The organism is Acaryochloris sp. CCMEE 5410 (assembly GCF_000238775.2).
In the GTDB taxonomy this organism is placed as follows: Bacteria; Cyanobacteriota; Cyanobacteriia; order Thermosynechococcales; family Thermosynechococcaceae; genus Acaryochloris.
Map to the genome: position 1 here is coordinate 4360476 of NZ_AFEJ02000001.1, position 19383 is coordinate 4379858.

The window sequence follows — 19383 nt, forward strand, 5'->3', positions numbered from 1 at the left end:
ATTCTGAACCGACAGGAATTCAAAATAAGTGAGTCTCGTTAGCTCAATCTTCAAAAGCTGCGAAAATCACAATAGGGCTATTCTATATTGATTTATCAACCCTAAAACCCTGAAAATTCTTGGCTGAGATTGCTTTCCTCATAATAATGCCAACGAGTAAGACCCGGCTTTGTTGCGTCGCTGTCCAATCTATATCCACCGACTGTATCCATCTATAAGGTCGGTGTAACAGTGTCAAGTATTGGATGCTGTCAGACACATCTAGTACCTCTAGACTTAAACTAGGGTTTGCCATATAGAACTTTTATTGGATGGAAGACTTGCCAGTGTTAGGATGTAGAAAAACAATACTTCATAAGTAAGCCACTAAGTATATCTGCTCTGCAGTCAAATTAACATTACTTAGCGGGCGAGGTCTGATAGTATTTTGTATTAAGTTTGATAATAAAGTTACGGTGGCACCGATAACAGAGGAGGAGATAGCTTAACAATGCAAACTTATGGAAATCAAAACGTTGAATACGGATGGTGGTCGGGAAACTCCCGGTTCACTGATTTTAGCGCGCAATTTTTAGCCGCTCATATCGGCCAAATTGCTTCAATGACATTTTTTGCTGGTTCGATCACTTTATTTGAACTCTCTCGATATAACCCTGATATTCCCTTATATGCTCAAGGCTTTGTCTGCTTGCCCCAGCTTGCCCGTGAGGGTTTTGGTATTGGTTCAGGTGGAGCGGTTGTGGATACTTATCCCTTCTTCGCCGTTGGCATGATCCACTTATTTGCAGCAGCCGTTTTTGGCTCAGGTGCGATTTTTCATATTCTAACGGGTCCTAAAGTTTTGGCAGAAAGTGATTCTGCTGCCTCTCAAAGATTCCACTTTGAGTGGGATGACTTCGAAACACAAGGTCGGATTTTGGGCCATCATTTATTGTTCTTAGGGTCTGGTGCGCTACTGTTTGTAGTCTGGGCTGCTACCCACGGGATTTACGATCCGAATGTTGGAGAAGTGCGAGCAGTTGCTCCTGGCTTTGATATTGTTCGAATCTTTAAATATGGCTGGTCTACCCCTGGCTTCAACCCCTTCTTTGTTGATAACTTAGAAGATGTAATGGGAGGTCACCTCTTTGTTGCTCTGATCGACATTGCTGGTGGTATCTATCACATTCTTGTTAAGCCTTGGCCTTACACAGAAAGAATTTACACAAAATCTGGTGAAGCACTTCTGGGTTATGCATTAGGTGGCCTAGGACTCATGGGTCTCGTTGCAGCCTATTTCTGCTCTGTTAACGACGTTGTTTTCCCTGTTGAGTTTTTTGGTCCGGTGCTTCAGCCTAACTTAGGTTTCTTGCCTAACTTTGCAGATACCTTAGATGTTTCTGCCAGTGGTCATACTAGCCGTTTCTGGATTGCTAATTTCCACTATTTTTGGGGATTCTATTGCATCCAAGGTCACCTGTTCCATGCCTTGCGTGCCTCAGGTTTTGACTTCCGTGTGCTTACCAAGTTCTTTACAACTGAAACCGTTGAGCTTGGCGCTGACATTTAAGTCAGACTATATTTTCGCAAAAGTTTGAAAGCGCTTCTGCTGCAGTCGCGCTTTTAGACTTTTGTAAAACGGAAATATGAAGGCAGTGAAACTTAAACTCAACTAAGTTCTATCTGCCTTGGTTATTTGAATTCGAAAGAGTTAATAAATCTCGCTCAACTTAGTCATGGCTCTGCATGATTTTATGTTGATTGCTTCAAAATAAACGGTTTTATCGTTACACCAGCAGTTTTTGAATTTTTCAGTTAACCGATACAAAAGAGGAAAACAGTTGTGACCGCATCTGTACGAGGAAGAAGAGGCGGCAAGGTAGCCGTCCAAACTGAATTACCGACATCCGTATTAAGCAACTTTGAGAACGAATGGTGGGCCGGCAACGTTCGGATGACCGACCTATCCGGTATGCTTTTGGGTGCTCACCTATGCCATGCCGCCTTAATGAGCGTCGTTCCAGGCGCCTTCATCGTTCAAGAAGTAGCCCGTTATCAGCCGGGAGTCTCCCTGCCAGATCAAGGGATGATCTTCATGCCCCACCTAGCCGCTCTTGGTGTTGGCATTGGAGCAGGTGGCGAAGTCGTTGACACCTACCCGTTCTTCGTCATTGGAGTCCTGCACTTTTTCATAGCAGCCGTATGTTGCGCAGCCGGGTTATTCCACACCTTCCGAGGAGAAGCAGACCTGAACGATGCTCCTGACGAGAGCTATGCAGCTGCCTTCCGGTATGAGTGGGACAACTTTGAGAGCCTCTCTACCATCATTGGTCATCACCTCGTCTTCATCAGCGTGGCCTGTCTAATATTTGCCGTCAACGCTGCCTATGGCACCGGCATGTATGACATCAACACAGACACCGTGCACCAAATCAGTCCTAACTTAAATCCTGTAACCCTTTGGGCTACCTTTTCGGATTTACCCCCAACGGTTGGAGCGGTGCTGGAATGGCAGCAGTCGACAACATGGAAGACGTGATTGGCGGCCACTTCTTGATTGGTGTGATTGACCTATTGGGTGCAGCCTTCCATATTCTTTATCGCAAGCCTACCCCCATCTTCAACAAGCGTCCTGTTTACTCTCCCGCCAATGGAGGCTGGACCATTTCTGAAGGGATTCTGAACGGTGAAATCATTCTGTCATGGAGTGTTGCAGCCGTAGGTTTCATGGGCATTAGCTCCTCCCTATTCATCCGCTACTGTGATGTGGCCTATCCCCCATCTTCCATGGCGTAGATCGGACAGGTGCTGCCACCCTTCAGCTCATCCTGGGTCTAGTTTGGATGTTAGGTGGCGGCCTTTGGCATGGACTGCGCGGTGAAAGACTCCACGCTCTGACCAAATAAAGCCCCCTGACGCACTGGTCAAAGTACCAACAGACCATAAAGTCAGTCATCAAGGGCAAGCAGGACATCCTGCTTGCCCTTTGGTATGAAGAGGCTTTGTAGAAAGGAAAAAACCGTGCAGAAGTGGCAACAAAGCCCCATAAAATAGAACTCGATAGAAAATAACGATATAGGTCATCTTATCCCGTGAAATTATTCGTTTACCATACCCCTGAAGAGATTCCCAATAATCGTCTCCCCGGCTGTGCCGTCGTTATCGACGTATTGCGCGCCAGCAGCACCATCGCAGCGGCCATCAACGCAGGCGCATCAGCCGTCCAAGTTTTAGTGATATTGAACCATTATTAGAAGCCAGCGAAACAGTAGAGGAAGACAAACGGATTCGGGCAGGTGAACGAGGCGGCCGGAAAGTCAAAGCCTGTGAATTTGGGAACTCCCCCTTAGCCTTTACCCCGAGAACACCGAAGGCCGTCGATTATTTTAAGTACAACCAACGGGACCCGCTGTTCCGAGAGCGTCCGGAACGCCTCCAAAGTGATCATGGCCTCCTTGACCAACCGTCAAGCCGTCGTGAACTATCTCGCCACCAAGCGTCCTGGGACCGTTTGGCTCGTGGGTTCTGGTTGGGAAGGCAGCTATTCCCTAGAAGATACCGTCTGTGCCGGTGCGATTATTGATGGCATCTTAGCCGTAGGCAAGACCCCCTCAGTAAACTAGCCGGGAATGACGAAGCCATCGCCGCCGTTTCCTTATTTCGTCAATGGCAAGACCAGTTGCCCGAATTATTGACCAGTGCCAGTCATGGTCAGCGGTTATTAAAGATGCGGGGTAAAGCCGACGTTGCTTATTGCTCCCAGCTAGACGTATTGGATACCTTACCAATTCAAAAAGGATTAGGCATCTTTGTTCAACGCAAGCCAGGCGTGATTGAGAAGACCTGTGAGTTCTTAGGTCGCCTCATGGGTCGCAAGCCCGTCAACATCCCAGCCGTCGCTAATCCAGACGTAGAAGCCCCTGCACCGGAAGCAAAAGCAGAAGCGAAGAAGCCAACGAAATCGAAGAAAGCAGCAGCCAAAGTAGACGAGAAGTTGAGACACCAAAAGCAGAGGTCAAAGCCAAAGGCAAAGATAAGCCAGCTCCCAAAGCCGAGGCGAAGCCGAAAGCCAAAGGACCTGCCGCGAAGTCTCTAACCGCTGGGCTCCCAAAGTAGCTGCCCCCCTAAGGCGAAGACAGAGGTGAAGCCCAAGGTAGAAGCCAAGCCTCAAGCGAAATCAGAGAGCAAACCTTCTGCTCAGGCCGCTGAGTCCAAAGTGAAGCCAGAGTCAGGGTCTAAAGGAACGTCCACCCCCGCTCCTAAAGCTGCGTCCACAGCGCCATCGACACCATCGAAGGTAGAGGTGAAGGATGTAGGGGAGAAATCGACTTCTGCTGTGAAGGTGGAGCCGAAGGGAAGTGAAGATCAGCCGAAGGAGTCAGCATCTGCGTCTAAAGGCGATGCACCGGTAGCGTCTGAGTCCAAGGTAGAGAAGTCGAAGACAGACAGCCCTAAGGCGGAATCATCAGCACCTAAGACGCCCAAGGTTGACTCTAAGGAAGTCGCGGAGAAGGGAGAAGCGATGCTTAATGATGTTAAGGGGTTATGGGCCAAAATGACGAAGCCGAAGCCTGGCTATGAGCGTGTCCCCGGGAAAAAAGAAAAGTAAATTACCAGCTCATATTGTGGTTTACTGGGTCAATCCTGGTATAGCTAAAACTTTTTCTAATGCTTGATGAATAATATCTGGGCCTGCATCCGGGCGGCACCCTTGTTCCGTTAATAGCCGCTTCCAAGCCCGGCTACCAGGTTGACCTGAAAATAATTGCAGCATATGGCGGGTAATGGAGTGGGGTTTTAATAGCCCTTTCATTTTCCATTCCTCTAAATAGTCCATCATGGCTTGTGCAACTTTGTGTCTAGAAGGGGCAGAACGGTCTTCGTGATAAAAGTCGCGATCGACTGTTGCAAATAGGTAAGGATTATCATAGGCAGCCCGACCAATCATGACTGCGTCTACTTTTGGTAATTGATTGTGCACCTGGAATAACTGGGTGAATCCACCGTTAATTTCAATCCAGAGATGAGAAAGGTTTTGTTTTAATCGATAAACATCTTCGTAACGTAAAGGTGGGATATCACGGTTTTCCTTAGGACTTAAGCCTTTTAGCCAAGCTTTGCGGGCATGAACATTAAAGATTTGACAGCCTGACGCAGCAACCGTCTGGACAAAGTGGGCCATATCTTCATAGCGATCGCAATCATCAATCCCAATGCGATGCTTGACGGAGACAGGTAGGTGAGTTGCCTGCATCATGGCTTCCACGCAGGCTGCTACCCGATCCGGCTGGGCCATCAAACAAGCCCCAAAATGACCGTTTTGAACTCGACTACTGGGACAGCCCACATTTAAATTAATTTCGTCATATCCCCAGTCTGTTGCAATACGAGCACATTCAGCTAAATCTTGGGGATTATCGCCGCCGACTTGCAAGACCAAGGGTTTTTCAATGGGAGAAAAATCGAGTAAATGATGGCGGTCGCCATTTAAAATCGCAGCACTCGTCACCATCTCTGTATAGAGCAAAGTCCGTTGGGTGATTTGCCGCATAAAGTAACGGAAATGCCGATCCGTCCGATCCATCATGGGAGCGACACTGACGGGATAATGACGTTCAGAAGGGGATGAGAATGCCATATTGATCAGTTTAGGGAGCTTTGCCTCCAGCTACATCCTCCAATATTTGCACGGTGCCATCTGGGTTGAGGATGAGCTGAATTTGGAGTGATTGGGATGGTTGTAGGGGGGCAATAAACGGCTGATTCACCGCAGGCAACGGAACTTTGTCTAAATATTGAATGGCAAGGTTGTTTAAAGGAGTTACCTGTTTAAGAGAGCCATTGGCCTTCAAGGTGAGCTGATAGGGCAATGGCTGAGTTAAGCCTGGGGGAACTTGCCAACGCGGTTTGAAATATTGGCGAAGATTTTGGGCAGGAACGGATGTAGAGGGAATGAATGCAGCTTCGGTATTTCCCGGTGCTTGTCGACCGAATGAATTGAGGGTGCGATCTTCTGGTACTCGACGGTTGCGACTTAGGTTGTCTGTTTCAAGTAAACCTGATTCTGCATTGATTGTGTCAGCGGTGCTTGCTGGTGCGGGTTCAGCTGCAGGGGCTGGTGCTGCCACTGCAGGGGGGTGTGAAGTTTTAGCTTGAGGCGCAGGGGGGGGCGAGGTCTTGGCTTGAGGCACAGATTTTGCGGTTTGAGCGGGGGCGCTCGCGACTGGCGCTGGTGCTTTCTGCTCGTCTAAGATTTCTTTCTGGGGCGATGGAGACTGTTGAGGTATCTGTTGGTTCTGGGCAGAGATAGGGGGTGGCTTTTGTGTCTTTGGTGTGGCGGGGAGAGCTGGAGACAAGGTCTCTGATCGAGGTGCCCTGGCGATCACGGACGGCGAAGGTTGTTGTCGTTGCGCTGAACTGTCAAGGTTGCTTGGGGCTACACCTGTAGAAGGAGATATCTCCGGGATAGGAGAGCTAGACGGTTGCGAGGCAATAGTAGGTGGGGGTTGAGGCTTTCTCTTTGTGCTGTCCTTGGGTAGGGCGGCAATCCCTTCCGCTTCATCCGCAGACAGGGTAGGGGCGTTGGTGCTAGGTTTGTCGGATGAAGTTACCCAGTCCCGCTTGGATTCGGGCTGCTGTTGGGTTAGTTGTAACGTCGCCGTAGAGACTCCCAGCATGACAACGAGAACGGCTGCACTGCTTGCCCATAAGGGTATTGCAGGTCGTTGGCTAGGTGTTGAGATCGGGAGGACTTCTAATTCGGCGGTACAGTCATCTAAGGCCGAGACTAAATCAAACAGTTGTGAGGCTTTCAGAGAAATTCTTTGATGGTGAGCGTTGGTTGCGAGTGGCCCTAGAACTAGATCATGAGTGACCAAACTACGTGGGTGCAAATAGAGTCGCGAGGCAGTATTGGGTTGAGGTTCAGCCTCTTGTTCTGAGTCTGAAATAGGATGGGTAGGAGATGTGACTAAGGATTGCCCTAATCTATTCTGGACATAATGAGTGACGGTTTCTGAGAGAAGCTGGAGCTGTTCATGGTTTCCTCTCACTTCTATGGGTTCATGATTTTGGCCCGATAGCCCTCGAAAACTTAGCAAAAAATTGACGGATTTCAGAATCGGTCGTTTGGCCCACCGGGATAAGGGTGAGGTTTGTGCAGTAATTTCTAAACTGCAGCTTTGAGGGTGATATTGCCGAGAAATAGAAGGCATTGCTTTATATAAAGACGGGTGGCCAATTGCTAGAAAGCAACTGCAGAGGTTATCTTTCTAATGATTTGCCCGATCAAGCAGGGCCATCCACAACCGCCGTGGCCCCTGGTTGTTGCTATAGAATAACAAATCTATGAGTAACTTTAAGGCCAGATCGGTCAGGGCATCGACGGATAAAGTATCTTCCGTCATCCGGTCTTGGTAAGTGTTGGTGAAGTTATCTAAGTAATCTCCCAACAAAGCGACCTGATGAAACGGTTGCTCGGTTTCTGCCACGGACTCTAATAATTCCACAGCTTCTCGGATGAGGTTTTGATGTTGGTGGGCAAGGTGACAGCTGATCATTACAAGAGACCGGGCTTCTTCGATATCCAGTTTTTTGCGTCCGCCAGTACCTCGGCGGAGAGGATTAGACTGCCTCAGACGCCATAGGGACACTCGATCGCTGACGACATCCTGCAGGTTGAGATCGGCCGCAGCTTGGAGGACAGCTTCAGAGCCAATACCTACCAGGGCTTCTAGGGCTAGCAGCACTAGATCTAACTGGGCTTTAATATTGTCAAGTTGAGACCGATCAGGCTGAGCCGTTTCTGTGAGGGGGAAGGCGACAAGCTTGCCTTGATCCGATGCTGGATTGTGAAGGGAAATGTCCATGTCTAACACAGAGCCTAAACCAGCTTAGGTCGGAGAGATAAGTCCTGTCTCTTGAAGGAACTGTTGGGCCACGGTTCGGGGTTCTTGGCGGTTGCCGCTTACCTCATAGTTCAGACGACGCATGGTTTCGTCCGTTAACTTGGGGGCGAGGGCATTGAGGGTACCTTTGACTTTAGCATAGGCCTCTAAGACGGGCTGCCGGACGACAGGTGCCACTTGGTAAGGCGGGAACAAGCCTTGATCATCTTTTAAAACCACCAAATTGAGGGCATCAATTTCCCCATCCGTGCCAAAACCAACGGCAATTTCTGCTTGGCCTGATTGCAATGCTTGATAGCGTAAGCCTGGATCCGTGGCGATATAATCTTTGAGTTTGAATGCGCCGTAAGCAGATTGAAGTCCGGGTAAGCCATCTTCCCGCGCTTCAAATTCGGGCGGGCCGATCATTCGTAATTTCTGGGCTTGTTTGGCAAAGTCAGAAATGGTTTCTAGTTGATATTTTTTTGCGGTGTCGGTGGTCACGACTAACGCCTGGGTGTTGTTCATGGGAGCAGGATTGAGCCACACCAAGTTGAAGTTGTTCTCGTAGGCTTTTGCAACCGTATCAAACACCTGTTGGGGGTTAGTGTTGCTAGGCTCTTTCAAAATGGTCAATAAGGCTGTGCCCGTGTATTCCGGATAGAGGTCGATATCGCCCTTGACGAGTCCGGCTTGGGCAATAGGAGCACCCCCTAGGTTGAATTTCCGTTCGACTGCTAAATCTTGGTCTTCCAGGAGTTGGGCATAGAGCTCACCTAAAATAAATTGCTCTGTAAAGTCTTTAGACCCCACGCGAATGACATTATCGGTGGCTTGGTCGCCACTGCCGACCTGGCAAGCGACGACGGTGAAACAAGTGAGGACTGAGATCGCAACTAAAGATACGAACCGCTCCCAAGGTGTCTGAGATAATTTAACCAATTGCGAGATTACCCTTTACCTTCAACCAACATGTGTTGCTATTATTCCACCTTCCGAGACTGAGGCAAGCGCCAGGCTGGGAGAGATTGATCGTCAGGCCAGAGGGAACTAGTTACCTTTGCGGCGGATCAGTTCTTCATCTAATTGATTTTTGAGGGATTTATTCTTGCGAACTTCTTCGGTGATGGCATTGAAGTCGGTTAAAGATAAACCATTGTTACGGATAATTTCTGCAGACTCATTGAAAAAGCGATCGCAAATATTATTGACCGGTGCCACTAAATCAGATTTCTTACAAATATTTTTGGGCAAAGCTCCGCCCATGATTTGTTGCACTTGCTGGTAGGATTGCAACCTCAAGGGTTCCATTTGGAGAATTGCCTCTGCATAATTCCCTAAAAGTTTCTTGTACTTGGGCTGACTCTGGGCGGCGGCATGGGAGGCCCAGGTGAGGGTCGATAAATTATTTGAAAGACCGGGTGCCAAACCACTCAACCAACTGCACGATGTTAAAAGCAACACCCACCCCAAACGGGTGTTGATAAGAGGTTTGAACATGTATGTTTGCCGTGTAAATGTTGACATAAACCCTAATAATCCCAACAAACTTGAAGTAGTGTCGGTATAACTATCTTGAATCATTTTTTCTGGGGAAGTTCCAACATTGGTGGAATTACAGATCGATTGAAGTAAACTGCAGGGATTCGATTCCTCTCCCCCTGATGGTCTTAAGACAAGATTGGATTAGCTTGGCAAATGTGACTCATCTCAACCACAGTGGTGATTAAAGTTGAGCGGGGGGCTTCGCCTTGCTTCAGGGCAACTTCCAAATCTAAGAGACAAGATAGGGATTGACGAAGTTGCTGACATGTCACGGTTTGGACGGCTTGTTTGAGAAAATAGATGCGTTTGGGATTACCCACTTCTGCAGCGCGAGCAATGACCCGTTCGTCCTGTTCGCCCGAGACCACCATCAGTTTGACCCATAGCCAAGTCCGAAATTGCCGTATCAAGGTCGCGACAATTTTTAAGCCAGGTTCATTCAAGTTCAGTAACTCAGCGACTAATCCCAAGGCCTGATCGGTTTGCCCTTGGCGAATGGTTTCAGCTAACTGCAAACTGTTTTGAGTCGTGGAGGAGACTAAATGCTGAACGATCTCTAGACCGATCCGTTTGGTTTTGTTTTGGGCATCTGAAGATAAGGAATATAGCTTTAATTTCTCTAGCTCTCCATAGAGACGACGGGTATCGTTACCCACTGCATCGGCAAGATGTTCTCCAGCCGCTTGGGTTAACGGAACCTCCAAATCATGGGCTGCCCGTTTGACCATTTGCAAAATCTGGGCGGTCTTCCAAGGAGGAATGAGGGCAAACTCAGTCACTTGAGCCTGTTTTTGTAATAATTTTGTCAGCTTGCTACGACCATCTGGTTTGGTGGTTTGAGTTAATAACAAGTGGGATGTGGGGGGTAGATCGGGAAGGGTGCGTTCAAATTCGGGTAGCAGATCGGCTGTGGCTCCTACTAAGGGATTCGTTAACCAGACCAAACGATGCCCTACGCCAAACGGTGGCGTCATCACTTGATTCAGACCTTGAATCACCGATGCGGTGCCATCGGATCCAGAAGCGACATCTATTTTATCCAGGTTGAAGCTTTGCCACTCTGGATCTAAGACCTCTTGATGAAGGGCCTGAACTGCTTTCGATAAGCGATAAGTATCTTCTCCCCAGAAGAGATAAACGGGCATAGTAATCTGGTGTGACTACTCACATTATGAATAGTGTTAGGGCAACAAAGCGACCTTGTGGTTTAGTTAAGATGCCCTTTTTGGGCGAGTCGACAGCCATCTGAGAACTGGAGTCTCCCTCACAATCTTTGTAGATGGACGGGTGGAGAATAGCAGTAGAGTAAGGTATTGGTCCTTGATGTCGTTGTGACATGACGCTTATTCTTCATCCGATTTTGCAGCAGAGCTTTGCGACCATCGATCGGGAAATTGGCTCGCATCATTTTTCTGATCAGCAATATGCAGTCTTGCGCCGTGTCATCCATAGTACGGCTGATTTTGAGTTTCGAGAGCTGTTACGCTTTAGCCCCGATGTGGTGGCTGAGGCTACCGCAGCCTTAGCCGCAGGTACCCCCATTGTTACCGATGTGAAGATGGTTTCTATGGGGATTCAAACGGTCGTCCAACAAACTTTTCAAAATCCGATTGTCACGGCTGTCGATGCCTGTCAATCTCCTCCCTTGGGGCAAACTCGGACTGAAACAGGCATGCTTCAATGTCTGCAAGTTCACCCCCAGGCTATTTATGTGATTGGTAATGCGCCAACGGCCTTATCCGCCCTCTGTCGACAGATTGCTCATGTACCTAAGCCGCCATCTCTGATTATTGGTGTACCCGTTGGCTTTATTGGTGTCCTTGAAGCCAAATCTGCTTTGGCTCAGTCTGGAATACCCCATATTCGAACGGAGGGGCGCAAAGGGGGATCGCCTGTAGCGGCGGCAATTACGAATGCACTATTGACGCTGGCTTGGCAACAAAGGAATACATACTGATGACTCCCATTCATGTTATTGGGATCGGGCTGACCGGTGGATCAGGGTTGCAGTCCCACCTCCATATGCTGATTGATCAAGCCACTGTCTTAGTCGGCAGCGAACGACATCTCCAATACTTTCCATTGCATCCAGGAAAACGCATTACCCTGACGAATTTTGCTCAAGGTTTAAAGGCGATTCAACAGCATTTAGATCAGTCTCCCAACCCACTCGTGGTCGTGATAACGTCTGGAGATCCGCTATTTTTCGGGTTTGGCCGTCTATTGCTACAAACTTTTGCGGCTGATCTATTGTGCTTTCATCCCTATCTCAGTTCTGTCCAAATTGCTTTTAACCGCCTCAAGGTGCCTTGGCAAGATGCTGAGGTGATTAGTGTTCATGGCCGTTCTCTATCTTCCTTGGTTACAGCATGGCAAAAGGGAGTGAGAAAAATTGCAGTGTTGACGGACCATAACAATACGCCTGCTGCGATCGCAAAATTATTCCTCAGTTTAAATCTACCCATCCACTATGAATTTTGGGTGTGTGAAAATCTAGAAGGCTCAGATGAGCGCGTTCAAAAATTTGAACCCAAGACGCTACTCAATCGACAATTCTCAGCTCTCAATGTTGTCGTTTTACTACGCCATAGCCTAGAAAAACAAGAAAAATCTGATCTTGCCTCTTTACCGGTTCTTGGACTTCCTGATCAGGCTTTTTATAGCTTTGCTGATCGTCCTGGGTTAATGACCAAGCGAGAAATTCGTATTCTGGCATTGGCTGAATTACAGCTGCAAGACCATCAAATAATTTGGGATATTGGATCGGGTACTGGCTCAGTTGCGATTGAAACCGCTCGCATAGTCCCCGGTTCCCAAGTTTATGCCGTTGAAAAAACAGCTTTAGGGACCCAGCTCATCCACCAAAATTGTCAGCATTTTCAGGTGAACAATGTTCATATCGTTTTGGGCGAAGCCCCCACCGCATTAAATAATTTGCCTGACCCCCACCGAATATTTATTGGAGGAAGTGGAGGGCATCTTCAGGAGATCTTAAATTATTGCCAAATGCGACTTGACCTATCAGGTGTCATCGTCTTGAGCCTGGCAACCTTAGAAAATTTTTATATTGCTACCCAGTGGTTTGATAAACCTAATTGGGTAGTAGAACATCTGCAAATTCAACTATCACGTTCTGTTCCCGTTGCATCCATGACTCGATTAACTCCATTAAACCCAGTTATGTTGATCAGAGCCAGCAGAAACCCTAACTAGAGTTTAGATAGAGCTTCTGTTAAATAATGCATTTATGAGAAATACATTAGACTCTGAAGTCGTTTGATGTTTATGCCGAATTTCAGCTAATAAGGAAATAGGAGCAAACCCTAAGACTTAGAGGCAAGCCTTATACATCTTCATCTTCATCGACTTGAATGAGATGAATATGCTTATATCCCAACTTAATTGAAAACTCATCGCCAGGTTTTAATCCCATGGCTTGGGTATAGGTGGAGCCAATTACAATTTGACCATTCTTATGCACACTAACCCGATACGTCGGTTCCCGTCCACGCCCATCTTTAGAGCCATCAGGATTGAGATCAATCCCTCTTGCTTCAATAACGGCATTGAGAAATTCGCCGAGATTAACGCGGGTTTGCTTATTCTTTGTAATCGAATAATATCCGCATCGTTTAGCCTTTTCACGGCGAGACAAGTGCTGAAGTTCTTTAACTTTTTGCAAGAGTGCTTTGCCAGTCAAAGGCGTTGTTTCGGTATCGGTTGCCATCTACAAAAATATCCTTGCAATCAACGTGTAGAGAAACAGAAGCATTTCTGCTTAGGGGAGATCTTTAAAGCTGGATGATGAATTCCAACAACTAGACCTTATTTAAACTATTGCAATTGTAGCAAAAAGAAAACGAATTGCTTTCTAAATATTATTCTAACGGTTTCTTTTTAATTAGCAACTAATTTTTATCGATGAAAGATCGGTCGAGGATATATCGTCTTTCCTGTAGAGAGGCAAGAATTTGCTGCTCTTATTTAGTAAAAGGGTTTGCTAAACCTATTTTTTAGGTTAGAGAAAGTCGGCATCTCTCTAAGACCTACTAAATTCTCTCGAACTTGTACAAAGGTAGAACAATAATATGGAGACTTCCATAGAGATTATTTACCTGTGATACATTGATCGTAATAATAATATGCCTGCATAGTTGTCCGTATACCTTTACTAAAGGTAATCTTTCTTTAGACTTTCCAGAAAACTCGACAAATATAACAGAAAAATTGATAATCTCTCAAAGTTCTTAGGCATGAAATCATGCAAGTTCTGTTCAAAATATCCCGTCAACAGCGACAAAGTGCAGTTAAAGTCCAGACGTATTCATTGGATGTAGACCCGAGTACCACGATTCTGGACTGTTTGAATTTGATTAAATGGCAGCAGGATGGGTCTCTAGCTTTTCGAAAAAACTGTCGCAATACCATTTGTGGTAGCTGCAGTATGCGGATTAATCATCGGGCGGCTTTGGCCTGTCAACAGAACGTGAAAGCAGAATTAGCCCGTTCTTATTCAGCCTGGAATCAACAGAACGGAGCCGACTCAGATCGAGAAAATCCAGACTCAATTCCCGTGATAGAAATTGCGCCCATGGGGAATATGCCAGTCATTAAAGACTTGGTTGTGGACATGAATCAGTTTTGGCAAAATTTGGACCAGGTTGAACCTTATGTCAGTTCTTCCAGCCGACAAGTCCCTGAGCGGGAGTTTCTCCAGTCTCCAGAAGATCGCAGCAAGCTTGATCAAATGGGGAATTGTATTTTATGTGGGGCTTGTTATTCGGACTGTAATGCCCTCCCGGCAAATGGGTCTTTTGTGGGTCCCCATGCTTTGGCAAAAGCCCACCGATTATTAGCCGATACTCGTGATCAAGCGACGGAACATCGCCTTGAACAATATAACCAGGATATCCAAGGGGTCTGGGGGTGTACCCGTTGTTTTAATTGCAATACGGTATGCCCGATGGGTGTGGCTCCCCTGGATCAGATCAGTAAAATCAAATCTCAGGTCCTGGCGAACCCAACGCTTCCTGACAGTCGCCCCCTGCGCCATCGGAGGGTCTTGGTGGATTTAGTCCAAGAGGGGGGCTGGATTGATGAACGGAAATTTGGGTTGAAAGTGGTGGGCAATAACTTTAAAGATCTGCCAGGGCTTTTCAGTCTGGTGCCTTTGGCGGGACAAATGCTCCGGCGCCAAAAACTGCCGATTAAATTTGATGCTTCAACCGGGACAGATGAAGTGCGAGGGCTGATTGAGGCCGTTAAAAAGCGGCAGTCTAAGGCGGCTTCTCAGAGCGAGTCAACGCGCTAATTCTGAATGAAGTCGGAATCGGGCAGGGGGGATAGATACAGATTGCTAGGGTTTCTTCAGTGCGATCCCAAAGGAATTCCGTTAAGATCCTGAAGTCCTTTGCTGCTTTGTTTATGAGTTCATCAAACGTCCCTGAACCGGATCAAACCCCCTCAACAGAGCTAGAGACCGTCCCTGAACCTGGGTTTGGGTGGACGGATTATGCAGAGCGGATTAATGGTCGCTTTGCCATGGTGGGGTTTATGGTGCTTCTTTTATTAGAACTAGTGACCCGCCAAGATTTCTTTACTTGGGTGGGATTGCGCTAATCAAAAGAGGCGCTGCAAAGCGCCTCTTTTGATTCTAAATAGAGATCGGTCTACCGCATCCTTGGATTAGGCAGCTCCAAAGTTTTGGGCGGCAAAGTCCCAGTTGACCAAGCTAGATAAAAAGGTGTCAATATAGCCAGGACGGCTGTTTTGGAAATCTAGATAATAGGCATGCTCCCAAACATCCATCGTCAGCAAAGGGGTTTGCCCATAGACCAAAGGATTTTCAGCATTGGGCGTTTTAGTAATTTTTAGCTTGCCATTCTCCAGGACGAGCCAAGCCCAGCCACTGCCAAACTGAGTTGCGCCAGCTTCCTTAAAAGCAGCCTTAAAGTTATCGTAGTTGCCAAAATCTGTATTGATTTGGGCCGCTAATGCACCACCGGGCAGACCACCGCCGCCGGGCTTCATGGAGTTCCAATAAAAGCTGTGGTTCCAAGCTTGGGCTGCATTGTTAAAGAGACCGGCTTTGGCAGCATCCTTGTAGGCAGACTGAATGACTTCCTCAATGGACATGTCATCCATCGGAGTATCCTTGGTCATGCCATTACACTTGGTCACATATGCTGCATGGTGTTTGTCATGGTGAAACTCTAGGGTTCGGGCAGAAATATGGGGCTCTAAAGCGTTGTAATCGTACGGCAGGTCAGGTAGTTGGTAAACCATGCAGTTCATCCTCTCGTGACAATAGGGTAAATGAGCCTTTTCAAGATCGTGGTGATCTGAAAACGACTCTAATTCGATGGGACTATACGGCTGTAACAGCTGTATAGTCTGTGTTCTCTCAAAGATCGCCAAATTATCCTATCACTCATCCTCAGTCTTCTAGGTCTATCTTGAGGTGGGGATAGGGGGGTGTCCGCAACGTAGCTAGAAAATGTTTACTAGTTACGGATCCTTGACCTAACCAGAGGTCTTTAATAATTTATCTGGGCGCTACAGTTGCCAATAACTGGGGAAGTCCTAGGCCACTTTCTTGAATGAAGTGTTCTTATTACCCCATAGAAAGGGTTGCTGGCGGACTTGGTCAATCAGGCGACGGATAGTGAAGTTGCTTAATACGGTGAAGGGACCCACCATAATTAAAGACTTGACCTCTGCCCTGGAAATTTTAATATTCCCGCCGGACTTGAGCATTGCGGTTGATCCGGTGATATCCCGCAGGGTCGCATAGGCAAACACCAGAGGTAAGATGCAAAAAAGCCGAATAGGGATGGCAGACCGAGGAACCTCCATCAAATATTGGGCTGCTTTATCTAGATCGGACCAGGCCAGTTCTACCAAAGATTTGATGGCTGCATGATTCTGGGCAAGAAATTCTGGATCCAACAGTTTTTCATGACTGCTGCCATGGGTTTCTAACGCATCCTGGGGGACATAGATGGAGTTCTCATGTTCAGCATCCCAAGCAATATCCTTGAGAATATTGACGGTTTGTAACCCTTCACCGAAGGCGGCACAGGTCTGCCGCAGAGTATGGTAAGTGGCAAAATCAACGCTGGGAGAATGCTCAAACCATAAGTCCGTGAGCAGATAGCCGACGGTACCGGCGACGTAGTAACAATATTCCTGATATTCTTCTAGGGTCTTAATGCGGATGCCTTGGGCATGGAGTTTGACAAACTTTTGCATCCCCTGCACCATTTCTGTAATCCAATGCTGTAGGGTCTGTTGTGATTTGGCCGGTAAACTACGAAACAGGGCAAAAACAAGATGGGTATTTTCAACCAAATGGAGATGGGCCGCTTCCCCTTCTAGGGTGCCGACGATTTGGGGGAACATATCGGCCTGGGCTGGCTCATCAAAGCAGACCAAAAATTTGTCCAAGAGTCTGATTTTGGATTCTACCGTGGCGACGGGATCATCTTCGATGGTGTCTGCAATTCTAGCCAGCAGGTAGCCACAGAGGACGGCACGCCCTAAGTTGCCCGGTAAAAACCGAATACTTAAGGCAAAGGTGCGAGAGACTTGTGGCAATATTTCTTGGCAAAAGCGTTCAACTTGCCGATGATCGGTGGGAGACTCCAGGGCCATTTGTACCATAATCGTTCACTCCTGCTTTAAACCAACACTCAAAATGCAAATCACACCACGGCCACAGAGGTCTTTAAGGACAGCATCACTCATTGCTGAATGAGTATGTATACCTGTCTCCGAGTGAACATAGCATACGGAACTCTCAAATTACAGAAGTAGTGTGAGAGTTTAAGATCTGTCCTTTGAATCGTGAAGGCCTGAAACCGTGGCCTATTCAGACTTTCTTTATTCCACAACTGGAGACTAATCACCATGCCACCTCAGATTGATCTTGTGTTTGTGCCCCAAGGAGCAGAATATCGGTCGGTCTGTAAGGGCTTACAAATTGCAGGCTATAACGCTGCAACGGTTGTGCCCATTCCCGTGGGTCCCCAGGGGGTGACCCAGTTTCTCCAAAAGTGGCTGCAGCCGTCTCCTGGGAAGACTTCTCTTAATGCCTTACTCATGGGCTTAGGCGGTAGTTTGACCCCTCAACTCTCGGTGGGTGATGGGGTGATCTACCAGACTTGTGTTGACGGTACCCAAGGGGGAGACGTTCCAATGACTTGTGATCAACAGATCTTTCTGAGTCTATCCCAGCGGCTCTCGGAGACTGTGATACCTGTCACGGGGGTGAGTTGCGATCGCATCATTCATACCGCTACAGAAAAGCGACAGCTCGCCCAGACCTATCAAGCGGATGTCGTGGATATGGAAGGGTTTGCGCTGTTGTCGGGGTTGAAATCTACCCCGATCTCCCTAGGCATTGTCCGGGTAATGAGCGACGATGTTCACCATGATTTACCAGATTTGAATGGGGCGATTAGCCCAGAAGGTCGCCTCCAAACCTTGCCCATGGCTATGGGAATGCTGCGGCAGCCACTGCCCGCCCTGCGACTGATTCGAGGATCTCTCAAAGGGCTTCAACAGCTGGAGCAAATCACCACTCAGCTGTTTAAACCCTGAATTTTGTCTCGATATTGTTGGTCTGGAGGTTTTACAGAGCGGCTAGCACTGGATCATGGATACTGCCATTGCTGACGACGACCCCTTGGTTATTCACCAGTTTTGCGCCGATGGAGAAATCGAGGGATCGACCGGCGATATCCGTGACTCGACCGCCTGCTTCTTCCACTAAGATCACCCCGGCGGCGTGGTCCCAAATCTTCTCGCGATAATCCGGGGTTTTGGGAGAGGGGAGCCGCAAATAGAGGGCGGCTTCTCCAGCGGCAACCGCCATATATTTGGCTTGGCTATCCATTCGTAAGGAGTCTTGGGTAATACCTGCAGCTTTGGCAACCGCGGCTTGGCGGGACTGATCGCCATGGCCGGATTCTACGCTTTCTACAAAGCGGAGATGGTCAGATTGATCCGCAGAGACGACTTTTATAGATTGAGGGGCTCCCCCTGCTAAAGGAGATAGGGTTGCGCCGGCTCCGCGCACGGCAACGCCCATGAGACCCGTTTGACCCTCTGTAAAAGAGAGGGCTGGACAGCCCAAAACGCCGACTTTAATTTCGCCATTTTCAATTAAGGCTAAGGCAATGGCATATTGATCTCCACGCAGGAACCCTTTGGTGCCGTCAATGGGATCTAAAGTCCAGTAGCGTGATCCCACCTGACCGTTACCATGGTCAATCCAGCCAGTGACTTGATCAGACGTGGCATCGGGAACAATGGCCTGCACATATTGAGTGACCTGGGCCAATCGCTCAGCCATCTCCGGGGTTCGTAAGTCTGCGGCATCCTCTTCACCCACCACGGGATCTTGAGGAAAAGCTGTAGATAAAGCTCGACAAATTAGAGCTTGAGCGCCAAAGTCAGCCACGGTTACCGGGCTTTTATCTTTCTTCTCAATGGCTTCTGGGACAATTTCGCGCCGCACTTGTTCGCAAAGTTGGGCTGCCGCTTGTACAGCTTGGATGGCGATATTTCTCTCAGATTCGTAGGGCATAATCATGTGGCGTCAACAGGGCAATGTCTACCATAGCTGATTCGCTAGGGTGAAACCAGTCAATCTGAAGACAGAGGGTCAGCCCAGGTAGAGACGCTTTTGACTAACGGGGGGATGTCGTAGAAGTCTGGTGGAAACTCGAGCTGGGTTTCCCGTAAACCTAAATAGCCCGACTCTTGAAATGCCAATAAGATTCGCTTCAGGGCTAGCCAGACTTCCATTTCATATTCCCAATCTCCATACCGCGGGGCATGGCCAGCAATAGCTCGCATGGCCCAAAAATAGCTGTTACGCACCACCGATCCACCCTTCTTAAACTTGGGTAGGTCGTCCTTGTGAATAATGATCAGATCTTGGTCGAGCCGTGCTCGCATGTTGAATCTG

The 19383-nt window shown here is 47.9% G+C and carries 20 protein-coding genes and 1 pseudogene; 10 read left to right on the forward strand and 11 right to left on the reverse strand.

Going from position 1 to position 19383, the window contains the following annotated elements; translation table 11 throughout:
* Positions 1–490: 490 nt before the first annotated feature.
* The 5 genes and pseudogenes from ON05_RS20075 to ON05_RS20105 all read left to right on the forward strand — a co-directional run bounded on the left by ON05_RS20075 (position 491) and on the right by ON05_RS20105 (position 4588).
* Positions 491–1549: a chlorophyll a/b binding light-harvesting protein gene (locus ON05_RS20075; RefSeq protein WP_010476842.1), complete on the forward strand. Its 1059-nt coding sequence runs from the start codon at positions 491–493 to the stop codon at positions 1547–1549.
* Positions 1550–1822: 273 nt separating this feature from the next.
* Positions 1823–2518, forward strand: coding sequence for a hypothetical protein (locus tag ON05_RS20080; RefSeq protein ID WP_262562041.1), 696 nt, complete (start codon positions 1823–1825; stop codon positions 2516–2518).
* Positions 2488–2775 carry a hypothetical protein gene (locus tag ON05_RS20085; RefSeq protein WP_262562043.1) on the forward strand — a complete coding sequence of 96 codons (288 nt, stop codon included), beginning with the start codon at positions 2488–2490 and terminating at the stop codon, positions 2773–2775. Before ON05_RS20080 ends, ON05_RS20085 begins: the two co-directional genes overlap by 31 nt.
* 296 nt (positions 2776–3071) lie before the next feature.
* Positions 3072–3790 (forward strand): annotated as a pseudogene (locus ON05_RS38640) (2-phosphosulfolactate phosphatase family protein); the annotation flags it as partial.
* A gap of 330 nt (positions 3791–4120) precedes the next feature.
* On the forward strand, positions 4121–4588 hold the full coding sequence (locus ON05_RS20105) for a hypothetical protein (RefSeq protein ID WP_262562045.1): 468 nt from the start codon (positions 4121–4123) through the stop codon (positions 4586–4588).
* A gap of 21 nt (positions 4589–4609) precedes the next feature.
* Here ON05_RS20105 and dusA read toward each other — a convergent pair whose 3' ends face one another.
* The 6 genes from dusA to holA all read right to left on the reverse strand — a co-directional run bounded on the left by dusA (position 4610) and on the right by holA (position 10555).
* A complete protein-coding gene (gene dusA, locus ON05_RS20110; RefSeq protein ID WP_010469664.1) occupies positions 4610–5617 on the reverse strand; it encodes a tRNA dihydrouridine(20/20a) synthase DusA in 1008 nt (335 codons plus the stop codon).
* 10 nt (positions 5618–5627) lie between these two features.
* Positions 5628–7193 carry a DUF4335 domain-containing protein gene (locus ON05_RS20115; protein WP_010469666.1) on the reverse strand — a complete coding sequence of 522 codons (1566 nt, stop codon included), beginning with the start codon at positions 7191–7193 and terminating at the stop codon, positions 5628–5630.
* A 57-nt stretch (positions 7194–7250) separates the two neighbouring features.
* The gene (locus ON05_RS20120; protein WP_010469668.1) at positions 7251–7847 is read right to left on the reverse strand and encodes a DUF3038 domain-containing protein; all 597 of its coding nucleotides are present in this window, start codon (positions 7845–7847) and stop codon (positions 7251–7253) included.
* Positions 7848–7871: 24 nt separating this feature from the next.
* The gene (locus tag ON05_RS20125) at positions 7872–8807 is read right to left on the reverse strand and encodes a glycine betaine ABC transporter substrate-binding protein (RefSeq protein ID WP_010469670.1); all 936 of its coding nucleotides are present in this window, start codon (positions 8805–8807) and stop codon (positions 7872–7874) included.
* Between the two features lie 108 nt (positions 8808–8915).
* Positions 8916–9365, reverse strand: coding sequence for a DUF4168 domain-containing protein (locus tag ON05_RS20130; RefSeq protein WP_010469672.1), 450 nt, complete (start codon positions 9363–9365; stop codon positions 8916–8918).
* A gap of 170 nt (positions 9366–9535) precedes the next feature.
* A complete protein-coding gene (holA, locus tag ON05_RS20135; protein WP_010469674.1) occupies positions 9536–10555 on the reverse strand; it encodes a DNA polymerase III subunit delta in 1020 nt (339 codons plus the stop codon).
* A 191-nt stretch (positions 10556–10746) separates the two neighbouring features.
* Here holA and ON05_RS20140 point away from each other — a divergent pair, with 191 nt between their 5' ends.
* A complete protein-coding gene (locus ON05_RS20140) occupies positions 10747–11367 on the forward strand; it encodes a cobalt-precorrin-8X methylmutase (protein ID WP_010469675.1) in 621 nt (206 codons plus the stop codon).
* Positions 11367–12623: a bifunctional cobalt-precorrin-7 (C(5))-methyltransferase/cobalt-precorrin-6B (C(15))-methyltransferase gene (locus ON05_RS20145; protein WP_010469677.1), complete on the forward strand. Its 1257-nt coding sequence runs from the start codon at positions 11367–11369 to the stop codon at positions 12621–12623. Before ON05_RS20140 ends, ON05_RS20145 begins: the two co-directional genes overlap by 1 nt.
* A 130-nt stretch (positions 12624–12753) precedes the next feature.
* Here the strand turns inward: ON05_RS20145 and ON05_RS20150 are convergent, their stop codons facing one another.
* Entirely contained in the window at positions 12754–13137 is a 384-nt protein-coding gene (locus ON05_RS20150) for an AbrB family transcriptional regulator (protein WP_010469678.1), read from the reverse strand.
* A 534-nt stretch (positions 13138–13671) separates the two neighbouring features.
* On the opposite strand from ON05_RS20150, the gene ON05_RS20155 reads away from it, so the two are divergent.
* Positions 13672–14721, forward strand: coding sequence for a succinate dehydrogenase/fumarate reductase iron-sulfur subunit (locus ON05_RS20155; RefSeq protein WP_010469680.1), 1050 nt, complete (start codon positions 13672–13674; stop codon positions 14719–14721).
* Between the two features lie 113 nt (positions 14722–14834).
* Positions 14835–15029 (forward strand): chlorophyll a/b-binding protein, encoded by a 195-nt coding sequence (locus tag ON05_RS20160; protein WP_012164046.1) that lies wholly within the window; start codon positions 14835–14837, stop codon positions 15027–15029.
* Between the two features lie 66 nt (positions 15030–15095).
* Here ON05_RS20160 and ON05_RS20165 read toward each other — a convergent pair whose 3' ends face one another.
* Both ON05_RS20165 and ON05_RS20170 read right to left on the reverse strand, forming a co-directional pair.
* Complete coding sequence (locus ON05_RS20165) at positions 15096–15695, reverse strand: superoxide dismutase (protein ID WP_010469685.1); 600 nt, start codon at positions 15693–15695, stop codon at positions 15096–15098.
* A 297-nt stretch (positions 15696–15992) separates the two neighbouring features.
* The gene (locus ON05_RS20170) at positions 15993–17072 is read right to left on the reverse strand and encodes a phytoene/squalene synthase family protein (RefSeq protein ID WP_010469686.1); all 1080 of its coding nucleotides are present in this window, start codon (positions 17070–17072) and stop codon (positions 15993–15995) included.
* Positions 17073–17318: 246 nt separating this feature from the next.
* Between ON05_RS20170 and ON05_RS20175 the strand changes: the two genes are divergently transcribed.
* A complete protein-coding gene (locus ON05_RS20175; protein ID WP_010469688.1) occupies positions 17319–18011 on the forward strand; it encodes a hypothetical protein in 693 nt (230 codons plus the stop codon).
* A 31-nt stretch (positions 18012–18042) separates the two neighbouring features.
* Here the strand turns inward: ON05_RS20175 and ON05_RS20180 are convergent, their stop codons facing one another.
* Positions 18043–18999, reverse strand: coding sequence for a 3'(2'),5'-bisphosphate nucleotidase (locus ON05_RS20180; protein WP_029315012.1), 957 nt, complete (start codon positions 18997–18999; stop codon positions 18043–18045).
* Positions 19000–19058: 59 nt separating this feature from the next.
* Positions 19059–19373 (reverse strand): hypothetical protein, encoded by a 315-nt coding sequence (locus ON05_RS20185; protein ID WP_010469692.1) that lies wholly within the window; start codon positions 19371–19373, stop codon positions 19059–19061.
* Positions 19374–19383 lie beyond the last annotated feature (10 nt).